Source organism: Mucilaginibacter sp. CAU 1740 (genome assembly GCF_039839285.1).
GTDB lineage: Bacteria > Bacteroidota > Bacteroidia > Sphingobacteriales > Sphingobacteriaceae > Mucilaginibacter.
The window spans coordinates 19,564-40,324 of sequence record NZ_JBDOQS010000014.1 but is presented as its reverse complement, the minus strand read 5'-3'; the positions used below and the strand labels follow the sequence as shown (position 1 = coordinate 40,324).

At 42.6% G+C, this 20,761-nt stretch carries 21 protein-coding genes and 1 tRNA gene; 12 read left to right on the top strand and 10 right to left on the bottom strand.

Annotated features, from left to right (window positions below):
• Positions 1–59: 59 nt before the first annotated feature.
• The 5 genes from AAFN85_RS25250 to AAFN85_RS25230 form a co-directional block, all read right to left on the bottom strand.
• Entirely contained in the window at positions 60–692 is a 633-nt protein-coding gene (locus AAFN85_RS25250; RefSeq protein ID WP_347530581.1) for a hypothetical protein, read from the bottom strand.
• Between the two features lie 262 nt (positions 693–954).
• Positions 955–1,920 (bottom strand): hypothetical protein, encoded by a 966-nt coding sequence (locus AAFN85_RS25245; protein WP_347530580.1) that lies wholly within the window; start codon positions 1,918–1,920, stop codon positions 955–957.
• Positions 1,921–1,941: 21 nt separating this feature from the next.
• Positions 1,942–2,742 carry an HmuY family protein gene (locus AAFN85_RS25240; protein ID WP_347530579.1) on the bottom strand — a complete coding sequence of 267 codons (801 nt, stop codon included), beginning with the start codon at positions 2,740–2,742 and terminating at the stop codon, positions 1,942–1,944.
• 13 nt (positions 2,743–2,755) lie between these two features.
• Complete coding sequence (locus AAFN85_RS25235) at positions 2,756–3,427, bottom strand: HmuY family protein (RefSeq protein WP_347530577.1); 672 nt, start codon at positions 3,425–3,427, stop codon at positions 2,756–2,758.
• A gap of 2 nt (positions 3,428–3,429) precedes the next feature.
• The gene (locus tag AAFN85_RS25230) at positions 3,430–5,784 is read right to left on the bottom strand and encodes a TonB-dependent receptor (RefSeq protein ID WP_347530575.1); all 2,355 of its coding nucleotides are present in this window, start codon (positions 5,782–5,784) and stop codon (positions 3,430–3,432) included.
• A 363-nt stretch (positions 5,785–6,147) separates the two neighbouring features.
• Between AAFN85_RS25230 and AAFN85_RS25225 the strand changes: the two genes are divergently transcribed.
• From AAFN85_RS25225 to AAFN85_RS25205, 5 genes are read left to right on the top strand one after another with little or no spacing between them, the layout of a single operon-like run.
• Entirely contained in the window at positions 6,148–6,654 is a 507-nt protein-coding gene (locus tag AAFN85_RS25225) for an HmuY family protein (protein WP_347530574.1), read from the top strand.
• Between the two features lie 28 nt (positions 6,655–6,682).
• Positions 6,683–7,531, top strand: a complete 849-nt coding sequence (locus AAFN85_RS25220; protein ID WP_347530572.1) for an ABC transporter substrate-binding protein — start codon at positions 6,683–6,685, stop codon at positions 7,529–7,531.
• Positions 7,528–8,568: an iron ABC transporter permease gene (locus tag AAFN85_RS25215; protein ID WP_347530571.1), complete on the top strand. Its 1,041-nt coding sequence runs from the start codon at positions 7,528–7,530 to the stop codon at positions 8,566–8,568. The genes AAFN85_RS25220 and AAFN85_RS25215 overlap by 4 nt, the downstream gene beginning before the upstream one ends.
• 1 nt (position 8,569) lies before the next feature.
• On the top strand, positions 8,570–9,373 hold the full coding sequence (locus AAFN85_RS25210) for a heme ABC transporter ATP-binding protein (protein WP_347530570.1): 804 nt from the start codon (positions 8,570–8,572) through the stop codon (positions 9,371–9,373).
• A 21-nt stretch (positions 9,374–9,394) separates the two neighbouring features.
• Entirely contained in the window at positions 9,395–10,417 is a 1,023-nt protein-coding gene (locus AAFN85_RS25205) for a ChuX/HutX family heme-like substrate-binding protein (protein WP_347530569.1), read from the top strand.
• A gap of 86 nt (positions 10,418–10,503) precedes the next feature.
• On the opposite strand, the gene AAFN85_RS25200 is transcribed toward AAFN85_RS25205, so the two are convergent.
• The 4 genes from AAFN85_RS25200 to AAFN85_RS25185 form a co-directional block, all read right to left on the bottom strand.
• A complete protein-coding gene (locus tag AAFN85_RS25200) occupies positions 10,504–11,289 on the bottom strand; it encodes a DUF6438 domain-containing protein (protein WP_347530568.1) in 786 nt (261 codons plus the stop codon).
• 12 nt (positions 11,290–11,301) lie between these two features.
• The gene (locus AAFN85_RS25195; RefSeq protein ID WP_347530566.1) at positions 11,302–11,934 is read right to left on the bottom strand and encodes an HAD family hydrolase; all 633 of its coding nucleotides are present in this window, start codon (positions 11,932–11,934) and stop codon (positions 11,302–11,304) included.
• Positions 11,935–12,289: 355 nt separating this feature from the next.
• Positions 12,290–13,135, bottom strand: a complete 846-nt coding sequence (locus tag AAFN85_RS25190; RefSeq protein WP_347530564.1) for a hypothetical protein — start codon at positions 13,133–13,135, stop codon at positions 12,290–12,292.
• A 77-nt stretch (positions 13,136–13,212) separates the two neighbouring features.
• Positions 13,213–13,286: transfer RNA gene (locus tag AAFN85_RS25185), tRNA-Ile, on the bottom strand.
• A 65-nt stretch (positions 13,287–13,351) separates the two neighbouring features.
• Between AAFN85_RS25185 and AAFN85_RS25180 the strand changes: the two genes are divergently transcribed.
• Complete coding sequence (locus tag AAFN85_RS25180) at positions 13,352–13,984, top strand: HAD family phosphatase (protein ID WP_347530563.1); 633 nt, start codon at positions 13,352–13,354, stop codon at positions 13,982–13,984.
• Between the two features lie 27 nt (positions 13,985–14,011).
• Here the strand turns inward: AAFN85_RS25180 and AAFN85_RS25175 are convergent, their stop codons facing one another.
• Positions 14,012–15,217 (bottom strand): proline dehydrogenase family protein, encoded by a 1,206-nt coding sequence (locus tag AAFN85_RS25175; protein ID WP_347530561.1) that lies wholly within the window; start codon positions 15,215–15,217, stop codon positions 14,012–14,014.
• Between the two features lie 58 nt (positions 15,218–15,275).
• Here AAFN85_RS25175 and AAFN85_RS25170 point away from each other — a divergent pair, with 58 nt between their 5' ends.
• The 6 genes from AAFN85_RS25170 (at position 15,276) to AAFN85_RS25145 (ending at position 20,760) form a co-directional block, all read left to right on the top strand.
• A complete protein-coding gene (locus AAFN85_RS25170; protein WP_347530559.1) occupies positions 15,276–15,482 on the top strand; it encodes an RNA-binding S4 domain-containing protein in 207 nt (68 codons plus the stop codon).
• A gap of 2 nt (positions 15,483–15,484) precedes the next feature.
• Positions 15,485–16,540 (top strand): 3-dehydroquinate synthase, encoded by a 1,056-nt coding sequence (aroB, locus tag AAFN85_RS25165; protein ID WP_347530558.1) that lies wholly within the window; start codon positions 15,485–15,487, stop codon positions 16,538–16,540.
• A 1-nt stretch (position 16,541) separates the two neighbouring features.
• The gene (locus tag AAFN85_RS25160; protein WP_347530556.1) at positions 16,542–17,468 is read left to right on the top strand and encodes a sterol desaturase family protein; all 927 of its coding nucleotides are present in this window, start codon (positions 16,542–16,544) and stop codon (positions 17,466–17,468) included.
• Between the two features lie 48 nt (positions 17,469–17,516).
• On the top strand, positions 17,517–18,389 hold the full coding sequence (locus AAFN85_RS25155) for a hypothetical protein (protein ID WP_347530555.1): 873 nt from the start codon (positions 17,517–17,519) through the stop codon (positions 18,387–18,389).
• Between the two features lie 247 nt (positions 18,390–18,636).
• A complete protein-coding gene (locus AAFN85_RS25150) occupies positions 18,637–19,545 on the top strand; it encodes a prephenate dehydratase (protein WP_347530554.1) in 909 nt (302 codons plus the stop codon).
• A gap of 87 nt (positions 19,546–19,632) precedes the next feature.
• Positions 19,633–20,760 carry a chorismate mutase gene (locus AAFN85_RS25145; protein WP_347530552.1) on the top strand — a complete coding sequence of 376 codons (1,128 nt, stop codon included), beginning with the start codon at positions 19,633–19,635 and terminating at the stop codon, positions 20,758–20,760.
• Position 20,761: the final 1 nt, after the last annotated feature.

Genomic DNA, 20,761 nt, shown 5'->3' with positions numbered 1-20,761 from the left:
CAAACGCTGCAGGCCGGTTCCATCAAAATTGTGGCATAGTTTAGTGCTATGCGGCAGGCTTACGGAACAAGCACGCCACGGTCAAACCAGTACAAACCACGGTTTGATGTTGCAGTACCCTGAGCGCTTGAAGCAGTTGCCCTGAACGCGTAAGTAGTTGAACCTTGTGTTAAGAAAAACACTACGTTATGCGTATAGTTAACTACGTGTGTGGTGATGTTATAATTTAACCAACCGTTAGCAGTTAACGAAGTATTCAACGAATCGGTAGTGGTGTTTAAACCAATACCGGTGGCGGCTACAACAGTTGTTGCATTAGCCAGATCGGTGCCATTAAGCGCCGAAAGGGCCTTTGTTGTGTTCAGATATTTAAGTGTAGCGCCACTACGTGGTTTAATAAGCAGGTTATTAGTAGACGTGTATGTTAAGTGGTAAGCAATGGTTCCTGTAGAATCCTGCGCACCGGTAGCCAGGTTAAAATACCTTGTACCAAATGCACTTGGACCTGATGCAGGGTTGCCGTAGTTACCATAAAGCAGTGTATTATTAATTGTTGGTACACTTGCAGTTTGGCTATTTGCTTTTAAAGGCGACACATTGCTGCTGCTATCTTTTTTACACGAAGTGAAAGCTACAGAGGCTGCAAGTACAACTAAAGCGGTTTTTGATATATTTTTTACAATTGTTTTCATTTTAAGTATTTGATGTATTTAAAAATTTGATTTATTATTGGGCATTGATCGGGCTTCCTGTACATGCAAGTTTTGATTTGTCCCTTAGCAAACATGTACGGGTTGCCTTTGATAAATTGTATTGCAATTCCCTCAACACCCCACAAGGAGCTGCTTTTCAGTTATTGGTGTTTACAATTTTATTTCATCATAGGCATAGTGATATTTGTTCAACATAGGTTTATTATTACTTGCCTTCGTACGCAAGGCGCATAATGCTTTATCAACCTCCTTTAGCTTTCACTATTAAAGGCACAGTAGTAGTTACCGGATTAAAATTGCCAAACTGAAACACAAATGGTACGCTGCCCCAGCTACCTATTGGCAATCCATCCGGGAAGGTGATTACCGCTCCTAAACGGTTGGTGCTTTTAATTGGGATATTATAGTTTTGGCCTTGTATTTTGGCAGTAACGGTTTTCAAATCATAAAACAAACCTGTTCCGTTGGGTATAAAAGCAAGCGTATCACCCGCTGCCACGGTTTGTGTATTCCAGGTTGGCGCGATAGATGGTGTTGGATAGTACACATGTACAGGTTTATCCATAGTGACATTGTTACCTAAAAAGCTCACCTTAACGTTATACAGCCCGCTATCAATAGATGTTGGCGTTTTCACGCTCATGATATAACCGCCTTTTCCTTCAACTGTAGTAACCACAAACGCGGTGCTCATATCAGGATTTATGGTTTGATTTGAAGTTGTCCCCTGAAGGGTTATTTTCAAAGTGCTGGTATTGGTACTTTGAAAATTCCCTGTAATAACTGTGATCTCGCCGCCGGGTACGTTAACAGGATCAGCATCCCTCCACTCCAAACTTAAACTCGGTGGATTTTGCTGCGTGATGATCAGCTTATAAGTTCTCGTGCTGCCATCTGCACCTTTTACAGTGTAGGTTTGCGAAACGTCACTTACTTCAACAGGCAATGCCTGGGCGCTCAGCGATGCACCAGCATCAACTTTAATGCTCGGCTGAATCACCGTCATACCATAATAGTAAGGTACATATACGGTGATGGTGTTTTGGATATTGTCTATCGAACCGTAGATCACCGTATCCTGAACGTTCACCACCTTGTATTCGGTGATCCTGTTTTGAGCCAGCGGATCGTAATTGATAGTTTTTTTACAGGCGGCGAAGCCTGCGATAAATAAAGCGATTAAAAAGTATAGGTGTTTTGTTTTCATATGATGGGTTGTAGGGCGGTGTTACTTGATCTCGAATTTGGTGCTGCCAGCCGGTACTATCATATACTCGAAGGTGAAATACATGTGCGGCGAGTTGGTAAGCATTTGGTCGGGCGTGAAAATATCTTTATAGCAGCTTATCATTTTGATCTTGGCATAATCGCCCGATGCTGTTTTTACAATGATGGTTCGTGCGGCTAAGGTGCTGCCATCTGCCAGTTTAAGCGCGTTGCCCAGAGCGTAGGCCACGTGCACTTTGGTGGCGCTGCCATCGCCAACTTCAGTTCCGCCAAAATCATATAGGTACCAGCCGGTTCCTGTACCAAAGCTGCCTCGGTCATCTGTGCCTATCAGGCCTTTAGTGGTTTTAAAATCGGCAGCGGCAGGAATTGCAGTCACATCTTCAAAAGCCTGCTGCACAATGGTGATACCACCTTTACCTGGGCCCTGATAACCCGAGTTTCCTGAATCGGTATTGCTGTTTGGCCCTAAAAAGCTGTTATAAAGTCCGCTTAGTGAAATATCCCAAAGTGTGGTTTTAGCATAAGTTGCAGGCTGCTCTTTTTTATAATCTAAGCTGAACAGTATCTCAGTTTTAGGTTCAGTAGGGTTTTGATCGTCGGTTTGGGCGGCCAGGTTCTCTACCCTTTGCACCTTATAGTAAGGTACTTTATCAGCATCCCTGGTAGGTGTAACTACGGTTGTTGTATCGTCTGGCTTTACACCTTCACTTTTTGAACACGAGCTAAAAGTTAAGGCTGCAACGGCAAGCACCGCTAAAGAAGCTGTCGCGCGTTTTTGAAATATATGTATGATTTTCATGATTAATTTTTTTTTAGTTTTTGGTTGATAAGTTTCGGCTGCCATCTTGCTGAACGTAGTAGCGGAAGGTGAAATATGGCGATGGCCAGTTGAGATCGGTAACTACCGCCGGTGCACCTTTATACATACTCACCAGTTCCAGCTTGGCATATTTACCATCTGCGGTACGCAATACATACGTGCGCCCTTTAACAGGTACGGCGATATGTGTTTTCAGATCGTAGAAATACCAGCCTAACCCATTGCCCGGATCCCAGCCTACCGAGGTTACGCCTTTGCTTTGAAAATCGGCATCAGATGGTGCTTCTTTAACATCATCATAAGTTTGGTTTATTGATACTATAGCACCTTTACCTGGCCCACCGAAGCCGTAGCTACCCTCGTTAGTACCGTTATTGATCCCTATATAAGAGTTATATTCCCTTGCGAAAGATATATCCCATGAAGTGCTTTTCTTGGCACTGCTATCCACCTTACCATTGGTAGCAAAGCTGAAGTAGAACGTTTTGAAGCCTGTGTTAATGGTACTGCCTACATCGCCGGGCAAATCGGTTACTACCGTGCTGCTGCCATCTTCAAGCTGTGGTTTTACCTGCTCTTTAGTACAGGAGCTAAAGGCTGCAACCACAGCCATGGCGATGAGCAACTTTTGATAATGGTTTTTATAGGTCGATATTAGTTTCATAGTTATTGTTGTTTAAAAAATCGATAGTTAAGGCCAAGCATAACGGTGCGGCCGCTTTGGCCCGGCATCAGCTGGTCGCGATAGTTCATAATGTTATCGGCAGTTAGCTGAACTGAAAAATGGTTGTTCATCAGCTTTTTTTGTACAGACGCGTTGAGCAGGAAAAAGCTTGATACGTAAGTATCATAAGGATCAAGAAACTGGTTGGATAGGTTGGCTTCCTGGAAACCATATTTTCCCCTATAGTTAACCCTGAATGTCCCGGTGATACCTTTAGGCTCGTATTCGTAGGTAAACTTCACGTTGGCCATGTGGCGCGAGCGGTTAGTTAAACCAAAATAATCGGATACTTTTGAGCGGCGTACCTGCCTTGTATCGGTATCGTAGACCTGCGCGTAATTACCAGTTCCGGCTTTTATAGAATCGATCACTCCCCTATCTTTGGCATACAGCAACTGGTATCCTGCCGAAATATTAAACCCTTTAGTAACCCGGAAGCTCAGACCAACATCGGCACCGGTTAAAAAAGCCCTGTCTATATTAAAATAAGAGAAGATCTGCTGACCGCCATTTTTTGTAGCTACCTGGTCGGTATTGATAAAATTGCGCACATCGTTATAAAAACCATTAACATCGGCCTTTATAGCAGGCGTTATCTGCAAAGTAAATCCCGCACTGTAAGCAACCGAGCGCTCAGGTTTCAGGGTGCTTACTTTTGTCGCGTTAGCAAACACGGTGGCTATTTGCCCGGCGTCCTTTAATTTCTGCAATTCGGCCGCGAAAACGTCTGTACCTAAAACGGTATAACCGCCACCGGCAAGGTTAGTAAAGTTGAGGTATAGCTGCCTGAAATCCGGCGTTTTAAAGCCTGTTGCTATGGCAGCTTTTAAGGTCAACGCTTTTATCGGTTGATATTTTACGCCGAAACTCGGGTTTAAGCTACTGCCGTAACGGCTATGGTGTTCGCCCCTTACGCCTCCGGTTAAACCTAATTCATCACTCAGTTTCCAATCGGCCTGCGCATAGGCAAAAGCTGTCGACTGGCTTTTAACACCGCTGTACAGGTTATTATTCATGGTTTCGTACTGTATACCCGTACCTCCGGTAAGCACCATACTTCCCCAGAAAGTTTGCGAGGCCTGCAACTCGCCCCTATGCAGATATTGCACAAAGTTGTTGGTAGGGATCACCTGGTCGTCGGCCAGGTTTGTAATATTTTGATCGGTAGCGTACCGGGTTAAATAATACTGTGTTTTTAACCTCAACCCGGTGCTAAAATTGGTATTTAAAATAGCGGAAGCATTCAAGTCTTTCTCAACCAATACGTCCCGGCTTGGGGTGGTACTGTAGGCAGTTTGATTTACCGAATTACGCACGGCATATCTGCCTGTTACATTAAGCGCGTTCATAGGGCTTAAAGTGTAACGGCCACGGCCTTGTATGGTATAGCTATCATAAGGCGGCGCTGTTTTGCCTTCGCTTAGGTATGGGTTAGCGTTAAAACCATCAGTACGATAATAATTACCAGATATATAACCCGATCCCTTACCTTTTGCAAATGGCGTTTCGCCCTCAAGCGTGGCATCAAAGGTATTAAAACTGCCGTAACGTAAGCTTGCCAAACCCTGGCTTTGTGATATATTTTGGCGGGTAACAATGTTAACTACCCCAGCCAAAGCCTCGCTCCCGAACAAACATGATGATGCCCCTTTAATGATCTCGATCCGCTCGATATTGGCTACCGTGATCCTCGACAAATCAAAATTGCCTGAGTTACGGCCCGTCATCGGCTGGCCATCAATCATGATCATGGTATAACCACTATCAAACCCCTGCAGCTGCAAACCAACCGCTCTCGCACCCGATCCTATATCGTTCACTATCGCCAAACCGGTTTGCTCTTTCAATACCTCATCCAACCTTCGGCTACCCATCATTTCTATCTGCTTGCGGGTAATTACGGTTGATGGCATGGGTGTGCGGGTTAAGTCGATCAGGTTATCGTGGCTTTCCTGTTTGCCCAATACGCTAACTTCTTTTAGGTTTTGTGCCGATGTTTTGAGTCGGATATGGATATTACCAACCGAAGCCCCTTCGATAGCCACCTGCATAAAGTGCTTCTCGTAGCCCAGCGCCGAGATGATCAGCGTGTAGTTGCCCGGTTTTAATTTATCTATCACAAAACGGCCCATGGTATCGGTTTGAGTTCCTCTTAAATTTTCTTTGATCAGGATACTGGCTGCATTTACCGGATCGCCTTGTTCGTTCCTCACTTGCCCGCTTATTTTATAAAGCGATTGGGCCGAGGTTACCAAACAAAGACAGCTGAGATAAAGCAATAGGTAAATTTTGAACATGTAACAGTTATAAAATTTGCTTATTTTTAATCAGTCTAAATAAACAAAGGCAAAAGTCGTTTTTAGAAATGAGAAATCATTTACGCAATCGGGATTTTCTTTTACTATTTAAGGATAAAGTTTTGCGCTAAGTGGAGATTTATATAAAGTGGGGCAAAAATACTGGGGTAAGCAAAAGGAACAGACATATATTAAAAATCTAAAAATCAACTATTTAATTTTATCTACCGTTGGATTTTTGAGATCATGCACTTAACTTTTACTTAAATACCAAATTCATAAAAATCTACTTCTTATTTTGATTTAGTCTAATTAAGCAGTTTATTTGCGTTATCAAAGTCATCTTTAATTTACTTCTCAACCATGATCACCATCAAAAAATTAAGCTATAGCCTCCTGCTAACCGGCTTTTTAATGCCTGTTTCGCACGCTTTTTCTCAAACCAATGCTGTAAAAAAGATCCAAAACCTCAACGCTTCCGATAAAATGGCCTACTTCAACCTCGAAAAAGGAATTGAAGTAAATGAGGCAGATACCGCTAAAACCGGTTGGGATATTTCTTTTCAGCATACCGGTATTATTGTACAGGGTGCAGCCGAGGGACAGATAGTTGCAGACGCGGCATTTGATAAGATAGATAAAGCCCCAACAACGGGCTATAAAAAGGGGAAGCAGGCTATTCCATGGGGTAGCGGTAATGGTTGGTACACTTATAATATGGATAACCACCAGATCACCCCTATCCCCGGCAAAGTGATTTTTATCCATACCGCCGCCGGTAAGTATTATAAATTGATCATTGATAGTTACTATAAAGATGGCCCTGACGGTGCCTCGGGTAACTACACCTTCCGTTACAGCGCACTTTAAAAATCAAATCCCCCCTGTTAATTTTGCTATGAAAGTATTTATCACTTATATAAAAAGTATATCCCTGCTATTGCTATTAGGTTTTAGCTTAAACGCAAGGGCAGCTGCTCCAAAACGTATCATCACCCTAAGCGGTGCATTAACCGAAACTGTTGATGCCCTGGGCTTCGGCAAAAGCATCGTAGCTGTTGATGTAACCAGCATCTACCCCGCTTACATTGCCAGCCTACCTAAAGTAAGCAAAAACCGCACAGTATCTGCCGAGGGCCTCATCTCCTTTAAACCCGATCTGGTACTTGCACCTGAAGGTAGCGTATCTAAAGAGATCGCTTACCAGCTGCAGTCGGCAGGTATCAACCTCGTTAATATTAAACAGGAATATTCCGTAAACGGCTCTATCGCTTTTATTAAAGCAGTTGCCGCAGCCCTGCAGGTTCAGGCTAAAGGTGAAGCTTTGGCTAAACAAACGCAGGCGAAAGTGAACAAAGCCCTTGCCGAGGTTAAAAAAAGCACCAAAGCCCCCAAAGTATTATTCATTTACGCCCGTGGTACCGGTGTAATGCTGGTTGCCGGCCAAAACACCAATATAGATGCCATCATCGGTTTGGCAGGCGGTAAAAACGCAGCGCAAGGCTTTGATAATTTCAAACCCTACACTACCGAATCATTGATTGAATCGAACCCGGACGTTATACTGATGTTTGATTTTGGTTTGAGCAGTTTGGGCGGAGCTGATGCAGTTTTAAAAATGCCTGGCGTAGCGCAAACCAACGCGGGTAAAAACAAAAAAATTGTGCAGATGGATGGTGAATTGCTGATCAACTTCAGCGTAAGGCTTGACCAGGCTATTACCGGGCTGAATAAAAACCTGCAATGAAAAACGGACTGATCTACACATTATTAGGCTTAGGCGTTTTTTTTACGGCAGCACTTTCATTAAGCATGGGTGCAATGAAAATCCCGGTTGGTGATGTGCTGCTGATACTGGCAAAAAAGATCTGGCTGTTTAAAAACACCCCGGTTGATGAGCAATACGAAACCGTATTAACCATTGTACGCATGCCCCGCGTAATTATGGGCCTGCTTGTTGGCGCGGCTTTGGGTATTTCGGGAGCGGCCATTCAGGGAATTTTCCGCAACCCGCTGGCCGAACCGGGACTAATCGGCATATCATCTGGCGCGTCATTCTTTGCCGTGCTCATCATCGCTGCCGAATCTGCTTTGTTTGCCGGGTTAAGCAACTTGCTCGGTTACTATTTGCTTGCTTTCGGCTCATTCGCAGGTGCAGGCATCGCTACGTTTGTGGTTTACCAGATCTCACGAAATGATGGCCGCCCAAATGTGGCAACGATGCTACTGGCCGGTATAGCGATCAACGCGTTGGCCGGAGCTTTAACTGGTTTGGTTACTTATATGGCAAACGACCAGCAATTGCGCAATATCACCTTTTGGCTATTGGGCAGCTTAGGTGGGGCTACATGGCAAATTGTATTATGCCTTATCCCCTTTGTATTTATACCTTTAATACTATTGCCAACCATGGCCAAAACACTGAATGCTTTTGCCCTTGGCGAAACACAGGCCCTGCAATTGGGCTTGCCAGTTGGCAGGGTAAAACGCTGGGTGGTGGTACTGGCTACCATGGCCGTAGGTGCTTCGGTAGCGGTATCGGGCATTATCAGTTTTGTTGGTTTGCTGGTGCCGCATATGGTGAGGTTGATTTTTGGGGTCGATAATCGCCGCGTATTACCGGCTTCGGCCATGTTGGGTGCATTGATCCTTACCCTGGCAGATATGATTGCCCGTAAAGTGGTTGCTCCTGTTGAACTACCGATAGGTGTTATTACCGCTTTATTAGGTACCCCTGTTTTCCTGTATATTTTAATAAAAGACAAAAAGAAAATTACCCGATAATATGCTTACAGTCGAGAACGTAACTTATACAACCGGGAAACACACCCTGGTAAAAGATGTATCCTTCATGGTGCATCCCGGCGAGATCATGGTGATATTGGGCGCTAACGGTGCAGGCAAATCATCGTTGATGCGTTTGCTAAGCGCCGAGAAAAAAGCATCCGCCGGATCTATCACCTTATCGGGAAAAGCCATGAATAACTATAATGCTAAGGAGTTGGCTTTAAAACGCGCTATTCTCAATCAGCAAAACATCATTAATCTTGATTTTTTGGCGATTGAAATTGTACAGATGGGCCGTTATCCGCATTACACCAGCAAACCGGCCAGCCATGATCTGGATATCATTAACGAGGTAATGGCCATTACCGGCACAACCCACATGGCCGAACGCTCGTTCCTGTCACTATCCGGCGGAGAGCAGCAACGTGTGCATTTAGCCAGGGTACTTGCGCAAATCTGGGATACGCCGGAGGCTTTATTGCTGTTAGATGAACCTGTATCGGGCATGGATATTCTGTATCAGCAGCAAACCTTGTCACTCGCTTCTATGCTGGCAAAAAAGGGCTTTATGGTGGTAGCTATTTTGCATGATATTAACCTTGCCGCCCAATATGCCGATAATATCATGATGCTGAAAAATGGCCGAAAGTGGTACCATGGCACCCCGGCCGAGATCTTGAATACCAAAAGCATTTACGATGTTTTTGAAACCGAGGCCGATGTTTTTACCAACCCGAATACATTAAAACAACTTATTATGCCTAAAGTGATCATTCACGAGGCACAAACAACTACAGTTTAATAACCTTTTACACTTTATAATATGGAAACCATATCCTTAAAAGAACAATATCTTGCTTTCAAAGCCGAAAACCCTAAAAAAAGGATCCGAGATATAGCTACCGCCCTGAACGTAAGCGAAGCCGAACTACTAATGACCAGCCTTGGCGAAAGCGTTACTATCCTTGAAAATAATTTCCAGGATTTGCTAAAAGACGTAACATCGCTTGGCTATGTAATGGCACTAACCCGTAACGAGTATTGCGTTCACGAGCGTAAAGGTGTTTACGAAAAAGTATCGTTCAGCCCACACGGCGGTTTGGTTTTAGGTCCGGATATCGATCTACGTTTGTTTATGAGCCAGTGGAAATTAGGTTTCGCTGTTGAAGATAACCTGAAAAGCTTCCAGTTTTTTGACGGCAATGGTGTAGCTATCCACAAAATTTATCTCACAGATAAAAGCAATGCCGAAGTATTTCCCGAACTGGTTACCCGTTACCGCAAAGCCGAGCAACAGTCTGTAGCCATAAGGCCAACAGCAGCCCCGGCCAAACCATCATTAGCTGATGAGGAAATTGATGTACCCGCATTTCAGGAAGCATGGAAAGGCTTACAGGATACCCACGAGTTTTTTGGATTGCTTAAAAAATTCAACTTGAACCGCACACAGGCCTTAAGGCTTGCTCCTGCCGGTTTTGCAAAACAGATCAATGCTGATGACTTTAAAGCGGTAGTACAAAGCAGCGCCGATAAACAAGTGCCTATCATGGTATTTGTTGGCAACCATGGCTGCATCCAGATCCATACAGGTAATGTAAGCCGCATTGTTGAAATGGATGTTTGGTTTAATGTACTCGACCCTGAATTTAACCTACACCTGCGCATGGATGCCGTTGCACAGGTATGGCACGTGGTTAAACCATCAACCGATGGAGATGTTAATTCGCTCGAATTATTTGACAGCGAGGGCGAAATGATAGTTCAGCTATTCGGCAAACGTAAACCGGGTTTGCCAGAGCTTGAAGAATGGCGCGAGATATTGGCTACAATTCCATCAGGCAAATAATCCGCATCTGGACAAGATTTTATTCCAATAAAAAAGGCAGGATCGGTATTCAAAACCAGTCCTGCCTTTTTATTTAACCTATTCTTTCAATTAGCGGTTTCTTTATACGGCACCAGCTTTACTTTTTTGTATGATTGGATCAGGAAAGTGATCAACTCAGTAAGGTTCATCGGTGGTTCGTTGGTGGTAATGGTCAGTTTGTCCTTGTTGTTTGTAAAATCAATATCAAAGTAATAGTTAGGAGCATCTACCACCTGGTTGCCTTGCTTCCAATCGTACATTTTTTTCAGTTCGCTGTGTTTAAGCAAGTATTTAAGGCTATCCATTTGTCCGCGACTAAGTTTTCCGGCAAAATCACCTTTATAAGGATCGGCAAACTCCCCTCCTTTTAATCGATAAGTACCATCGGCCCAAATGTTAGTAGCAAGCTGCGGGCAATCGCCGTAGCAGGTAGATGATAAGAAACGCAGTTTGGAAAATTTGATGCCATTATCATAGCTTGCTTTATAGTTTTTAAACTCTAAAGGAGGTCTGCCTGCCAATTTTACGGCACTTTCGTTAACGGCTTTAATTATCAGCTTTTTGCCATCAAAATAATTGATGATAAACTTTGCTTCATCAATGTGCTTTTGTTTAAAATCATCAGCACTTGAGGTATAGGTATCGATTATTTTAAGCGTGTCGTGCTCAATTTTATACCCGTTTTTATTTTTGTCGAACCCATCAAAATTGAAGTACACTTTGCCACCGCTAAAATATAGGTGCCCAAGATCCTCATTGATCCACTTTTCCGATTCGACCGTTGAATGTTGCGCAAATGCAAAGTTGCCACACAAAATAAATACGAGCAGGAAAAGTAGATGTTGTTTCATGTACATTAAAACTTACAAACCGAGATAATATTGGGTAAGCGATTCAAAATCGTCAAATTTTTGATCGTAATCGTCAGTATTACCAAACCCGTAGCTTACAAAAGTAAACGGTAGCCCGGCAAGGCGTGTTTGTTCGGCATCACCATTGGTGTCGCCAATGTAAACCGGGCTTTGCAAACCGTGCTTATCCATCAGCAAATGCATATTATAATTTTTAGGCTGCTGGTTGGTACCGTAAGCCATTACATCGGTAACGTATTCGGTTATTTTTGCCCATTTCAAAAACAGCGGAATAATGCCTACCGCGCAATTACTGAGTACAAAAACTTTGTATTTGGCTGAGAGTTGCTTAATACCCTCGGTTACCCCTTTGTACATCACGCCGCCGCTGGTAGGCAAAATTTCGCGCCTTACCTGGTTTACTTCATAATAAATTTCCATCCCGCGGTCGTCGTCAAATTCGGGCAACATTACTTTGGCAAGGCGTTTACCATCCAGGCCAATAACGTGTAAAAGATCATCGCGCTTGATATCTCGCTTTATATCATGCTTTTGAAAAATAAGGTTCCATGATTCGGCATAAGTATCAACGGCATCCCAAAGGGTTCCGTCCATGTCGAAGATCAGGCTATCGGGTTTCTGCATAGGGGAAATTCTGTTTTTTGCTAAGATGAAAATTTAACCTGAATTAATGTTCATGTTTTCTTCATTATTAATCCTCACCTTAGCATTGTGATAAGGTTAACGCGGGTCGGCTTAGCAGGAGGCTGACCCCGCAAAGAACCCCCGCCTCCCGGTGGGGGTTTCTTTTTTTCAGGCTGATTTCAAGCCAGGTAAACCCATTGTTAAACTAAAAATTGCAGGTTATTCTCGCTCGTATGTACGAAATAAAAAGCCCGCTTCATGTGATGTAAAGCGGGCTTTTTAATGATGCAAGCCCCACCTGTGGCGAGAACATATTTGAAAATCAATTAATTAGTACGCTTTTGCGACACCTTGTTTATAATGATGTCGCTTCACTTAATGCCTCTTCAAAAATTTTCGAATCAAATCCATCCATACTTAGCGATAGGTCAATAACAATTTGATTTCGATAATTAGGCAAGTCGGACGTTTTTATACCTCGCTTTAGAGAATATAATACGATTTCATTAACATATCGTCTTTTTGTTTGTAAAAGATGAAGTGCCTTATCGCTTTGAGTCAGAGTTATATCAGGTGATAAAGTTGTACGATTTATCGAAATAAATTTTGATTTCTCAGATGATCTGACATTCTTCAGAATCTCTTCTAATAAAGGTTTAATGTCATTTTGGATTTCAGCTGAAGCCTTACTTTTTTGTTCTGGCTTCTCTAAAGCTTTAGTTTCCTCTAATATAACATCGACTTGACTCTTGAAATCAGGCCAAAACTTTGCAAAGGCTTTGTCCAAGTGCTGTGGAGCTACAGGCTTTTCTGTTCGATTATTGATAACACTAATAAGCTTTCTTATTCCATCTTCGTCTAACCGGGTGTGATTAAAGCCCGCCAACGGGCTTAAAAGAATGTCCTCGCTCCTAAGATCAATGAGCAGAACATAAACACGATTTTTTTCTAAACCTCGAGCTAACCCACCGGCTTCGAATAATATCCATGGCTCTGCCTTATTTTCTTGAGTAAGGCAAATAATCCCGTTGATAATCTGAGCGATCTGCGTTTGAATAGCACTAAACCACAGTTCGCCATCTTCGATATTTTGACTTGATACCCAGGGGTCGATCGATTGAATTACGCAAGGAATCCATTCTCCCAACAACTCTGCAACTCGCCTACTTCGAGTCTTTGACCAGCTTAAAAATACTTTCATATTGATTTAGGTTTAATATAAAAAAGAAAACATACAAAAACAGCCTCTATATCGCATAGAAGCTGTTAAAAATTATGTGCGCCCACCTGGGCTCGAACCAGGGACCAAAAGATTATGAGTCTTCTACTCTAACCGACTGAGCTATAGGCGCGGTTATTTTGTTTTTGTTTGCGGGTGCAATTTTACATATTTGCGCCCATATCTCAAACTCTTTTTATGGAAAATATTAAAAATATCATCTTCGATTATGGAAACGTTATCTTCAGCATCGACTTTAAACGTGTTCAACAATCATGGAATCAATTAGGTATCGCTAACCCCGAAACATTTTTTGGCCATAAAGAGCAGGATAAAATTTTTGATAAATTTGATCGCGGCGAGGTTACCGCAGCCGAATTTAGGGAGTATGTAAGGGAAAAAACCAACAACCCCGCCCTTACCGACGAGCAAATTGATGCTGCTTGGAACAGTATTTTGGTTGGAATTGCCGAAGGTAACCACGATCTGCTCCTTCAGCTAAAAGATAAATACCGTACTTTTCTGCTTAGTAACATCAACGCTATCCATTACGATTATATCATGAACTACCTGAAAACCGATTTTGGTTTTGATGGCAATGATCACCTTTTCGAAAAAACGTATTATTCGCACTTAACAGGCAAACGCAAACCCGAGCCCGCCATTTTTGAACAAGTACTACAGGAAAACAACCTGAAACCCGAGGAGACCTTATTTATAGATGATAGTCCGCAGCATTTAGAAACTGCTAAGAAATTGGGCATCCAAACCTTTTTAATGACAGCGCCCGATACTATACAGCTATTTGCAAAAAGAGAGCATTTAATTTAATAAATGCTCTCTTTTCATCCTTTATAATTAAGCGCCCTTGCGGCGCTTTCTTTCTTTAGTGATCAGGCCAAGCTCACGGCTCATTTGGCCTGCTATAGCTGTGTTCTCTTGCGCCCTGCGGAAAAGGTATGGAAGTACTGCTTTTACCGGTCCGTAAGGAACGTATTTGGCTACGTTATAATCCGAATCGGCAAGGTTAAAGCTCAGGTTGTCACTCATGCCCAGCAGTTGCGAAAAATACACGTGCGGGTGTTTATGTTCTATACCTTTGGCATTAAGCAATTCGGCCAACAAGCGGCAGCTTTCTTCATTATGTGTACCGGCTATAAATGCTATTTCGTTAATATGGCTGGTGCAATAATCAAGTGCCGAATCATAATCCAGATCAGCAGATTTTTTATCGGGTTGAATTGGCGATGGGTAGCCCTTTTCTTCGGCACGCCTACGTTCTTTTTCCATATAGGCACCGCGTACTATTTTAGCGCCTAATATAAAACCTTCGCTTTGGGCAATAGCATGGTCGTTCAGCATCGAGGCCAGCTTATCGTGCCTGTACATTTGATAGGTGTTATATACTATAGGCTTTTGCTTGTTAAACTGGGTCATCATGGTAAGGGCCAGCAAATCTATGGTGTCCTGGATCCAGCTTTCCTCAGCATCAATCATTACCGGTACATTGGCTTTATAAGCTTTATCGCAAATAGCCAATACGCGGTTTTGCACCCTTCTCCACTCCTCTTCTTCAGTATCGCTTAGTTTAAGGCGGGCATCAAGCTTCTCCAACAAACCGAAACGACCAACCCCGGTTACTTTAAATACGGTAAGCGGAATGGCTTTATCTTTAGCGGCACGTTCAATGGTGCGGATAATTTCGTCGCGGGTGTTATCAAATACGGCTTCTTCTTCCTCGCCCTCTACCGAGTAATCTAAAATAGTGCCTACCCGGCCGCTATAAAGGTTTTTGATGGTATAATCGCATTCGGCAATGGTTTCACCGCCGCAAAAGTGTTTAAATATTGTTGCTTTGATAATGCTTTTGATAGGCAAGCCAACCTTCATAGCGAAGTTTGTAACCGGCGGGCCTATCTTTACCAAAAAGTTAACGTTTATCATTTTGAACAGCCAGTAAGCGCGGTTCAGATCAGTATCGGACGAATGGCGGAAAGCTATCTCTGTATTTTCGAAAGAGGGCGTATTTTGCCCTTGATTATTGCTATTTTCGTTAGAGGTCATTTGCAAAATTATAAAATGATAACTCATAATTGCATGAATAGTTTATTTTTGCCATCCCATGATCGAATTTAAGTTAGAAGGGGACTTTATCCCCATGATCCAGCTACTCAAAGCTGCGAACTTAGTACAAACCGGCGGCGAAGCGCAAATAGTTGTTACCGAGGGCCTTGTGAAATACAATGGCGAGGTTGACTATCGTAAACGCCTTAAAGTAAAACGAGGCGATACCGTTGAGTTTGATGGGAATAAAATTATTGTGATATAATAATGAACACTATTCAAAGCGATAACTACGCGGTTTATTTTGATAACAGCCTTGACGAATTAGTAAACTTTATTAAAAAAGGTAAATACACAAAATTCTTCATCTTAACCGACGAAAATACAGGCGAACATTGTTTGCCATTGCTTACCAGTAAACTGGAAGGCCTTACTTATGATCTGATCGAAGTTCAATCGGGCGAGGAAAACAAAAACATCGATTTCTGCATTGGCATTTGGAAAATGCTGATCGATTTTGGTGCCGACCGTAAAAGCCTGATGGTTAACCTTGGCGGCGGTGTTATTACAGATATGGGGGGCTTCGCGGCCTCTACCTATAAAAGAGGGATCGATTTTGTGCAGGTGCCTACTACCCTGCTTTCGCAGGTTGACGCATCTGTTGGCGGCAAAACAGGCATTGATGTTGATGGCATCAAAAACATCATTGGCACATTCACTATGCCAAAGGCTGTGTTTATGGCACACGAGTTTTTGCAAAGCTTACCCCCTCGCCAGGTACTTTCTGGCTTGGCCGAGATGCTTAAACACGGTTTAATTGTTGACGCTGCTTACTGGAACAATCTTAAAACAAGCGACCTTAAAAACCCATCGGTTGAATTGGTTCACCGATCGGTAGAGATCAAAAATGAGATCACCTTAGCCGATCCGCACGAAAAAGGCATCCGCAAAGCGCTTAATTTTGGCCATACCGTTGGGCACGCTGTAGAAACTTACTCACTACTGCACGATGAAGACAGCCTAACCCATGGCGAAGCTATTGCTATTGGTATGATTTGCGAATCATACATCGCCCATAAGAAAGCAGGTTTACCTTTAGATGAGCTTAACGAAATAGTTAAAGTATTTAGCGATCTGTACCCGAGGTACGCCATTAAGGAAGATAGTTTTGACGAGTTGTTGCTGAACATGCAAAAGGACAAGAAAAACGTAGGCAACGAAATTAATTGCACCTTGCTGACACACATCGGCCAATACAGTATTGACAATTTATGTACCGCCGACGAACTTTGCGATAGTTTAAGATATTACATTAATCTGTAAAATGCTCCAACACTTAGATTCGCGAAATCAAACAGCATTGGTATTGCTGGGCTTGCTGGTAGTTTTAACCCTGGTTGAAATGGGTTTGAGCTATTGGGAAGATCGCAAATACTATGAAACCCGCGATACACTTACTAATATCTATCTTACTTCGCTGGCGGTTGTTACCAATTTGTGTGTTAAGGTTTTTACATTTTTCGTGCTCGATTATACCTATCAGCACTACAGGTTGTTTCAAATTAAAAATGCTTTCTGGTACTGGTTTACACTGGTTGTGGTTCAGGATTTTTTGTATTGGGTGCTACATTATACCGGCCATTACTGCCGCATGTTTTGGGCCATGCACGTAACCCATCACTCGTCCGAGCATTTTAATTTTACTACCGGTTTCCGTTCAACAGTTTTTGAGCCTTTATACCGGGTGTTTTTTTATTTACCGCTTGCATTAATGGGCTTTACCGCCCTGGATATCCTTTATGCTTATCTCATCACCCAGCTTTATGGCAACGTGGTGCATACGCAATATAAAATTCCATTGCCAAAATGGTACGGGTGGCTCTTTGTAACGCCGGCACATCACCGTGTACATCATGCTTCAAATATTCCTTATTTGGATAAAAACATGGGTATGGTGCTCATTATATGGGATAGGTTATTCGGCACCTTCCGCGATGAGGATTTGCCCGAACCTGTTAAATACGGTTTAACTAAACAACCTGAAGATATGGGGCCGGTAAATGTGTTATTCCATGAATGGAAGGCTTTATTGCACGATGCCAAAAATGCGCCCGATCTTAAATCGAAAATAGGCTACTTTATTCATCCACCGGGTTGGAGCCATGATGGCAGTACACAAACTGCACGCGTATTACAACGTGAGTATAGGGAAATGGAACAGGCGCAAAAAAAACACGAAACAGCAGCGTAACATTTTTAATCAGCAGCGGTCATAATTACGTATAAATTACCTGAACCGATGCTTCAGCTTATATCTAAAATACAACATAACACTTACGAAAAAAGTGAGTTTTCTGACGAGCAACCGCGCGACGTAGACGAAACTATCCGTCTTATCAAAGATTTCCCATGGAATGCTGAACGACCTTTAACTGATATTCAGTTAACGGGGCCATCAGTAACTATTATTGATAATGATTTGAATTATCTTAAACTGGGGCTTTTCTTTAATGGCAAGTTCTGTGTTTATTATCTTGATAATCACAATCATCTTTATGAATACCATGCGCCTAATATTGATGAAGCGAGCAATTTGGTGAAGGACTTTTTTGATCAGGCACTCGACTTAAAACCCTTCGAAAAGCACTTCTTTAATATTGGTAACAAGCCGCATTTTATCACCAGCGATTTTGTGTACCGTGTAAATCCGGTTAGGGTGTTAGCTTTTGCCTTGATGTTTTCGGCATATATAACAATTGGATTATCATATTTCATCATGCATGCCATGAATATTAATGGAGGTTTCTCTTCCTTAATAGTTGTTTTAATTATGATTTTGATGGGAGTACTGTTTGGCTATGTAGCGTTAGTTAATATTAATGGCCGCAATCAATACTTACAGATCTCGCGGGGCAATACCGTGTTTTCATACGGACCGGATGAAAAACATATCAATACATACAACAAGGCCGATGTGGTTGAACTTTTGTATCTGACAGCAAAAGGAGATCGCGATATGGGCAATGTGCGGATCATATTTAAAAACGGTGAAATTATTCAACCGAAAATGCTGATCAGAGATCACGAACTCATTCAAAAGTTTCCCGAAAAATTGGGTATAAAAGTAAGTTACATTCACAAAACCGTTTTTGGAGAGTCAAAATACGCATAATGCCAAATTAAATTTGGTTGACCTTTTATTTTTTACAAAAAATAAAATTATCTATTGACAAACTGTTTTTTTACCGTACATTTACGGCGTAATAAAAAACAACAATGAAATTAACAGGTGCATACTTTTTTGGTTACTACTTTTACTTTACCAGTAAGAGCCGGGACTAATATGTACTAAACAAAACATATAAAAATACAAAAAGTCCCGGCCCACAAGCCGGGACTTTTTTGCTTTAACAGGGTTTATGAAAATAGAACGACCAAAAGTTGCAATCCAGGGAATCAAGGCCTCTTTTCACGAGGAAGCCGCGTTACGTTATTTTGGTGATAACGTGGAAACCATTGAGTGTAACTCTTTTAAACAAACATTTGAGAGCCTGAAAAAACGTGAGGCCGACTATGTGGTAATGGCTATCGAAAACAGCATTGCCGGCAGTATCCTCCCTAATTACACTTTGCTGCTTGATTATGGCTTCCCGGTTGTAGGCGAAATTTACCTGCCAATTCAACTTCACCTAATGGCTTTGCCGGGTGTTAAGTTTGAGGATGTAAAGTACGTAACCTCCCACCCCATCGCCCTGCGCCAATGCGTTGATTTTTTTGATGAGTACCCTCACCTTAAAATTGTAGAAAGCAGCGATACCGCGGCTTGTGCAAAACGCATCAGGGATGAGCAACTTACTGATACTGTAGCAGTCGCCAACGCTTTAGCAGCCCAGCTTTATGGCTTGGATGTGTTGGAACGCCGCATTGAATCGAACAAAAGGAATTTCACACGTTTCCTGATCATTACCCAGCACGATAACGTAGAGAAAAAGCCGGCCAATAAAGCTTCGCTATGTTTCCAGGTGAGTAATAAGGTTGGGGCGTTGGCCAAAGTACTTAATATTTTTGCTGAGGAAAGTGTGAATATGAGCAAGATCCAGTCGATGCCTATTTTGGGTAAACGTAATGAGTATAATTTTTATGTTGATATTGAGTGGGAAGAACAAAAGCAATATGATGCCTCTATCAGGCAGATACTGAAATACACCCACAATTTCAATATCCTGGGCGAATATGAGCGACATGATGATGAGCCATCATCTCCGCCAAAACAACACCGGGCCGAGCGAAGCATCCGCAAGTATATCAATATCAGGCGCAACGCATAAGCTCGTAAAACAAGAACCAAAAAGAATTACATATAAAACATTATTAACTAACTCCCCCGGCTAAACCCCGGACAAACAAAAAACACGATGAAACTAAATTTAAATATCCAACCGCTTAGCAGCTGGATCAAAACAAGCAGCGAACCACTGGTAATTTCTGGCCCTTGCAGCGCCGAAACAGAAGAGCAATTAGTAGCAACTGCTCATTTATTAGCCCAAACAGGTAAAATTTCAGCATTACGTGCAGGTATCTGGAAACCACGTACCCGTCCGGGTGAGTTTGAAGGTATCGGTAGCATTGGTTTAGAGTGGTTAAAACGCGCTAAAGCTGAAACCGGCTTGCCAACCGCTGTAGAAGTTGCAACTGCTAAACACGTTGAAGAAGCCCTTGCAGCTGGTGTGGATATCCTTTGGGTAGGTGCACGTTCAACTGCTAACCCTTTCACCGTACAGGAAATTGCTGATGCCCTTAAAGGTGTTGACGTTCCGGTAATGGTTAAAAACCCGGTTAACCCTGATCTTTCATTATGGGTTGGTGCTTTAGAGCGTATTAACAATGCTGGTATCACTAAATTAGCGGCTATTCACCGTGGTTTCTCATCATACGAAAAATCGGCTTTCCGTAACGAACCAATGTGGGATGTTGCTATCAGCCTAAAAACTTTAGCTCCTGAATTGCCTATTATTAATGATCCAAGCCATATCAGCGGCAACCGCGACCTGATCGGTTACGTTTCACAAAAAGCGTTAGATTTGGATATGCAAGGCTTAATGATCGAATCGCATATCGATCCAAGCGTAGCATGGACTGATGCTAAACAACAAGTTACCCCTGCTGCCCTTACCGATATCATTAACCACCTGGCATTACGTAAACCAGAAGTTAAAAACTCTGAAGTAAACGATAAACTGGCTGAGTTACGTAACCAGATTGACAAAATTGACGACCTGGTGATCCAGAAAATTGCTGAGCGTATGCAGATTGCCGAGAAAATCGGTCAGTACAAAAAAGATAACAACATTACCATTTTACAAGTTGGCCGTTGGGACGAGATCCTGCAAAAACGCACCAACTATGGTAAAGCATTGAAATTAAGCGGCGAGTTTACCGAGAAATTATTAGAGTTGGTTCACAGCGAATCTATCCGCAGGCAAACAGAAGTTATGAATGCCGAAGCCAGCCAGGGACAAGCAGAAAAACTTACACACGCTTAAT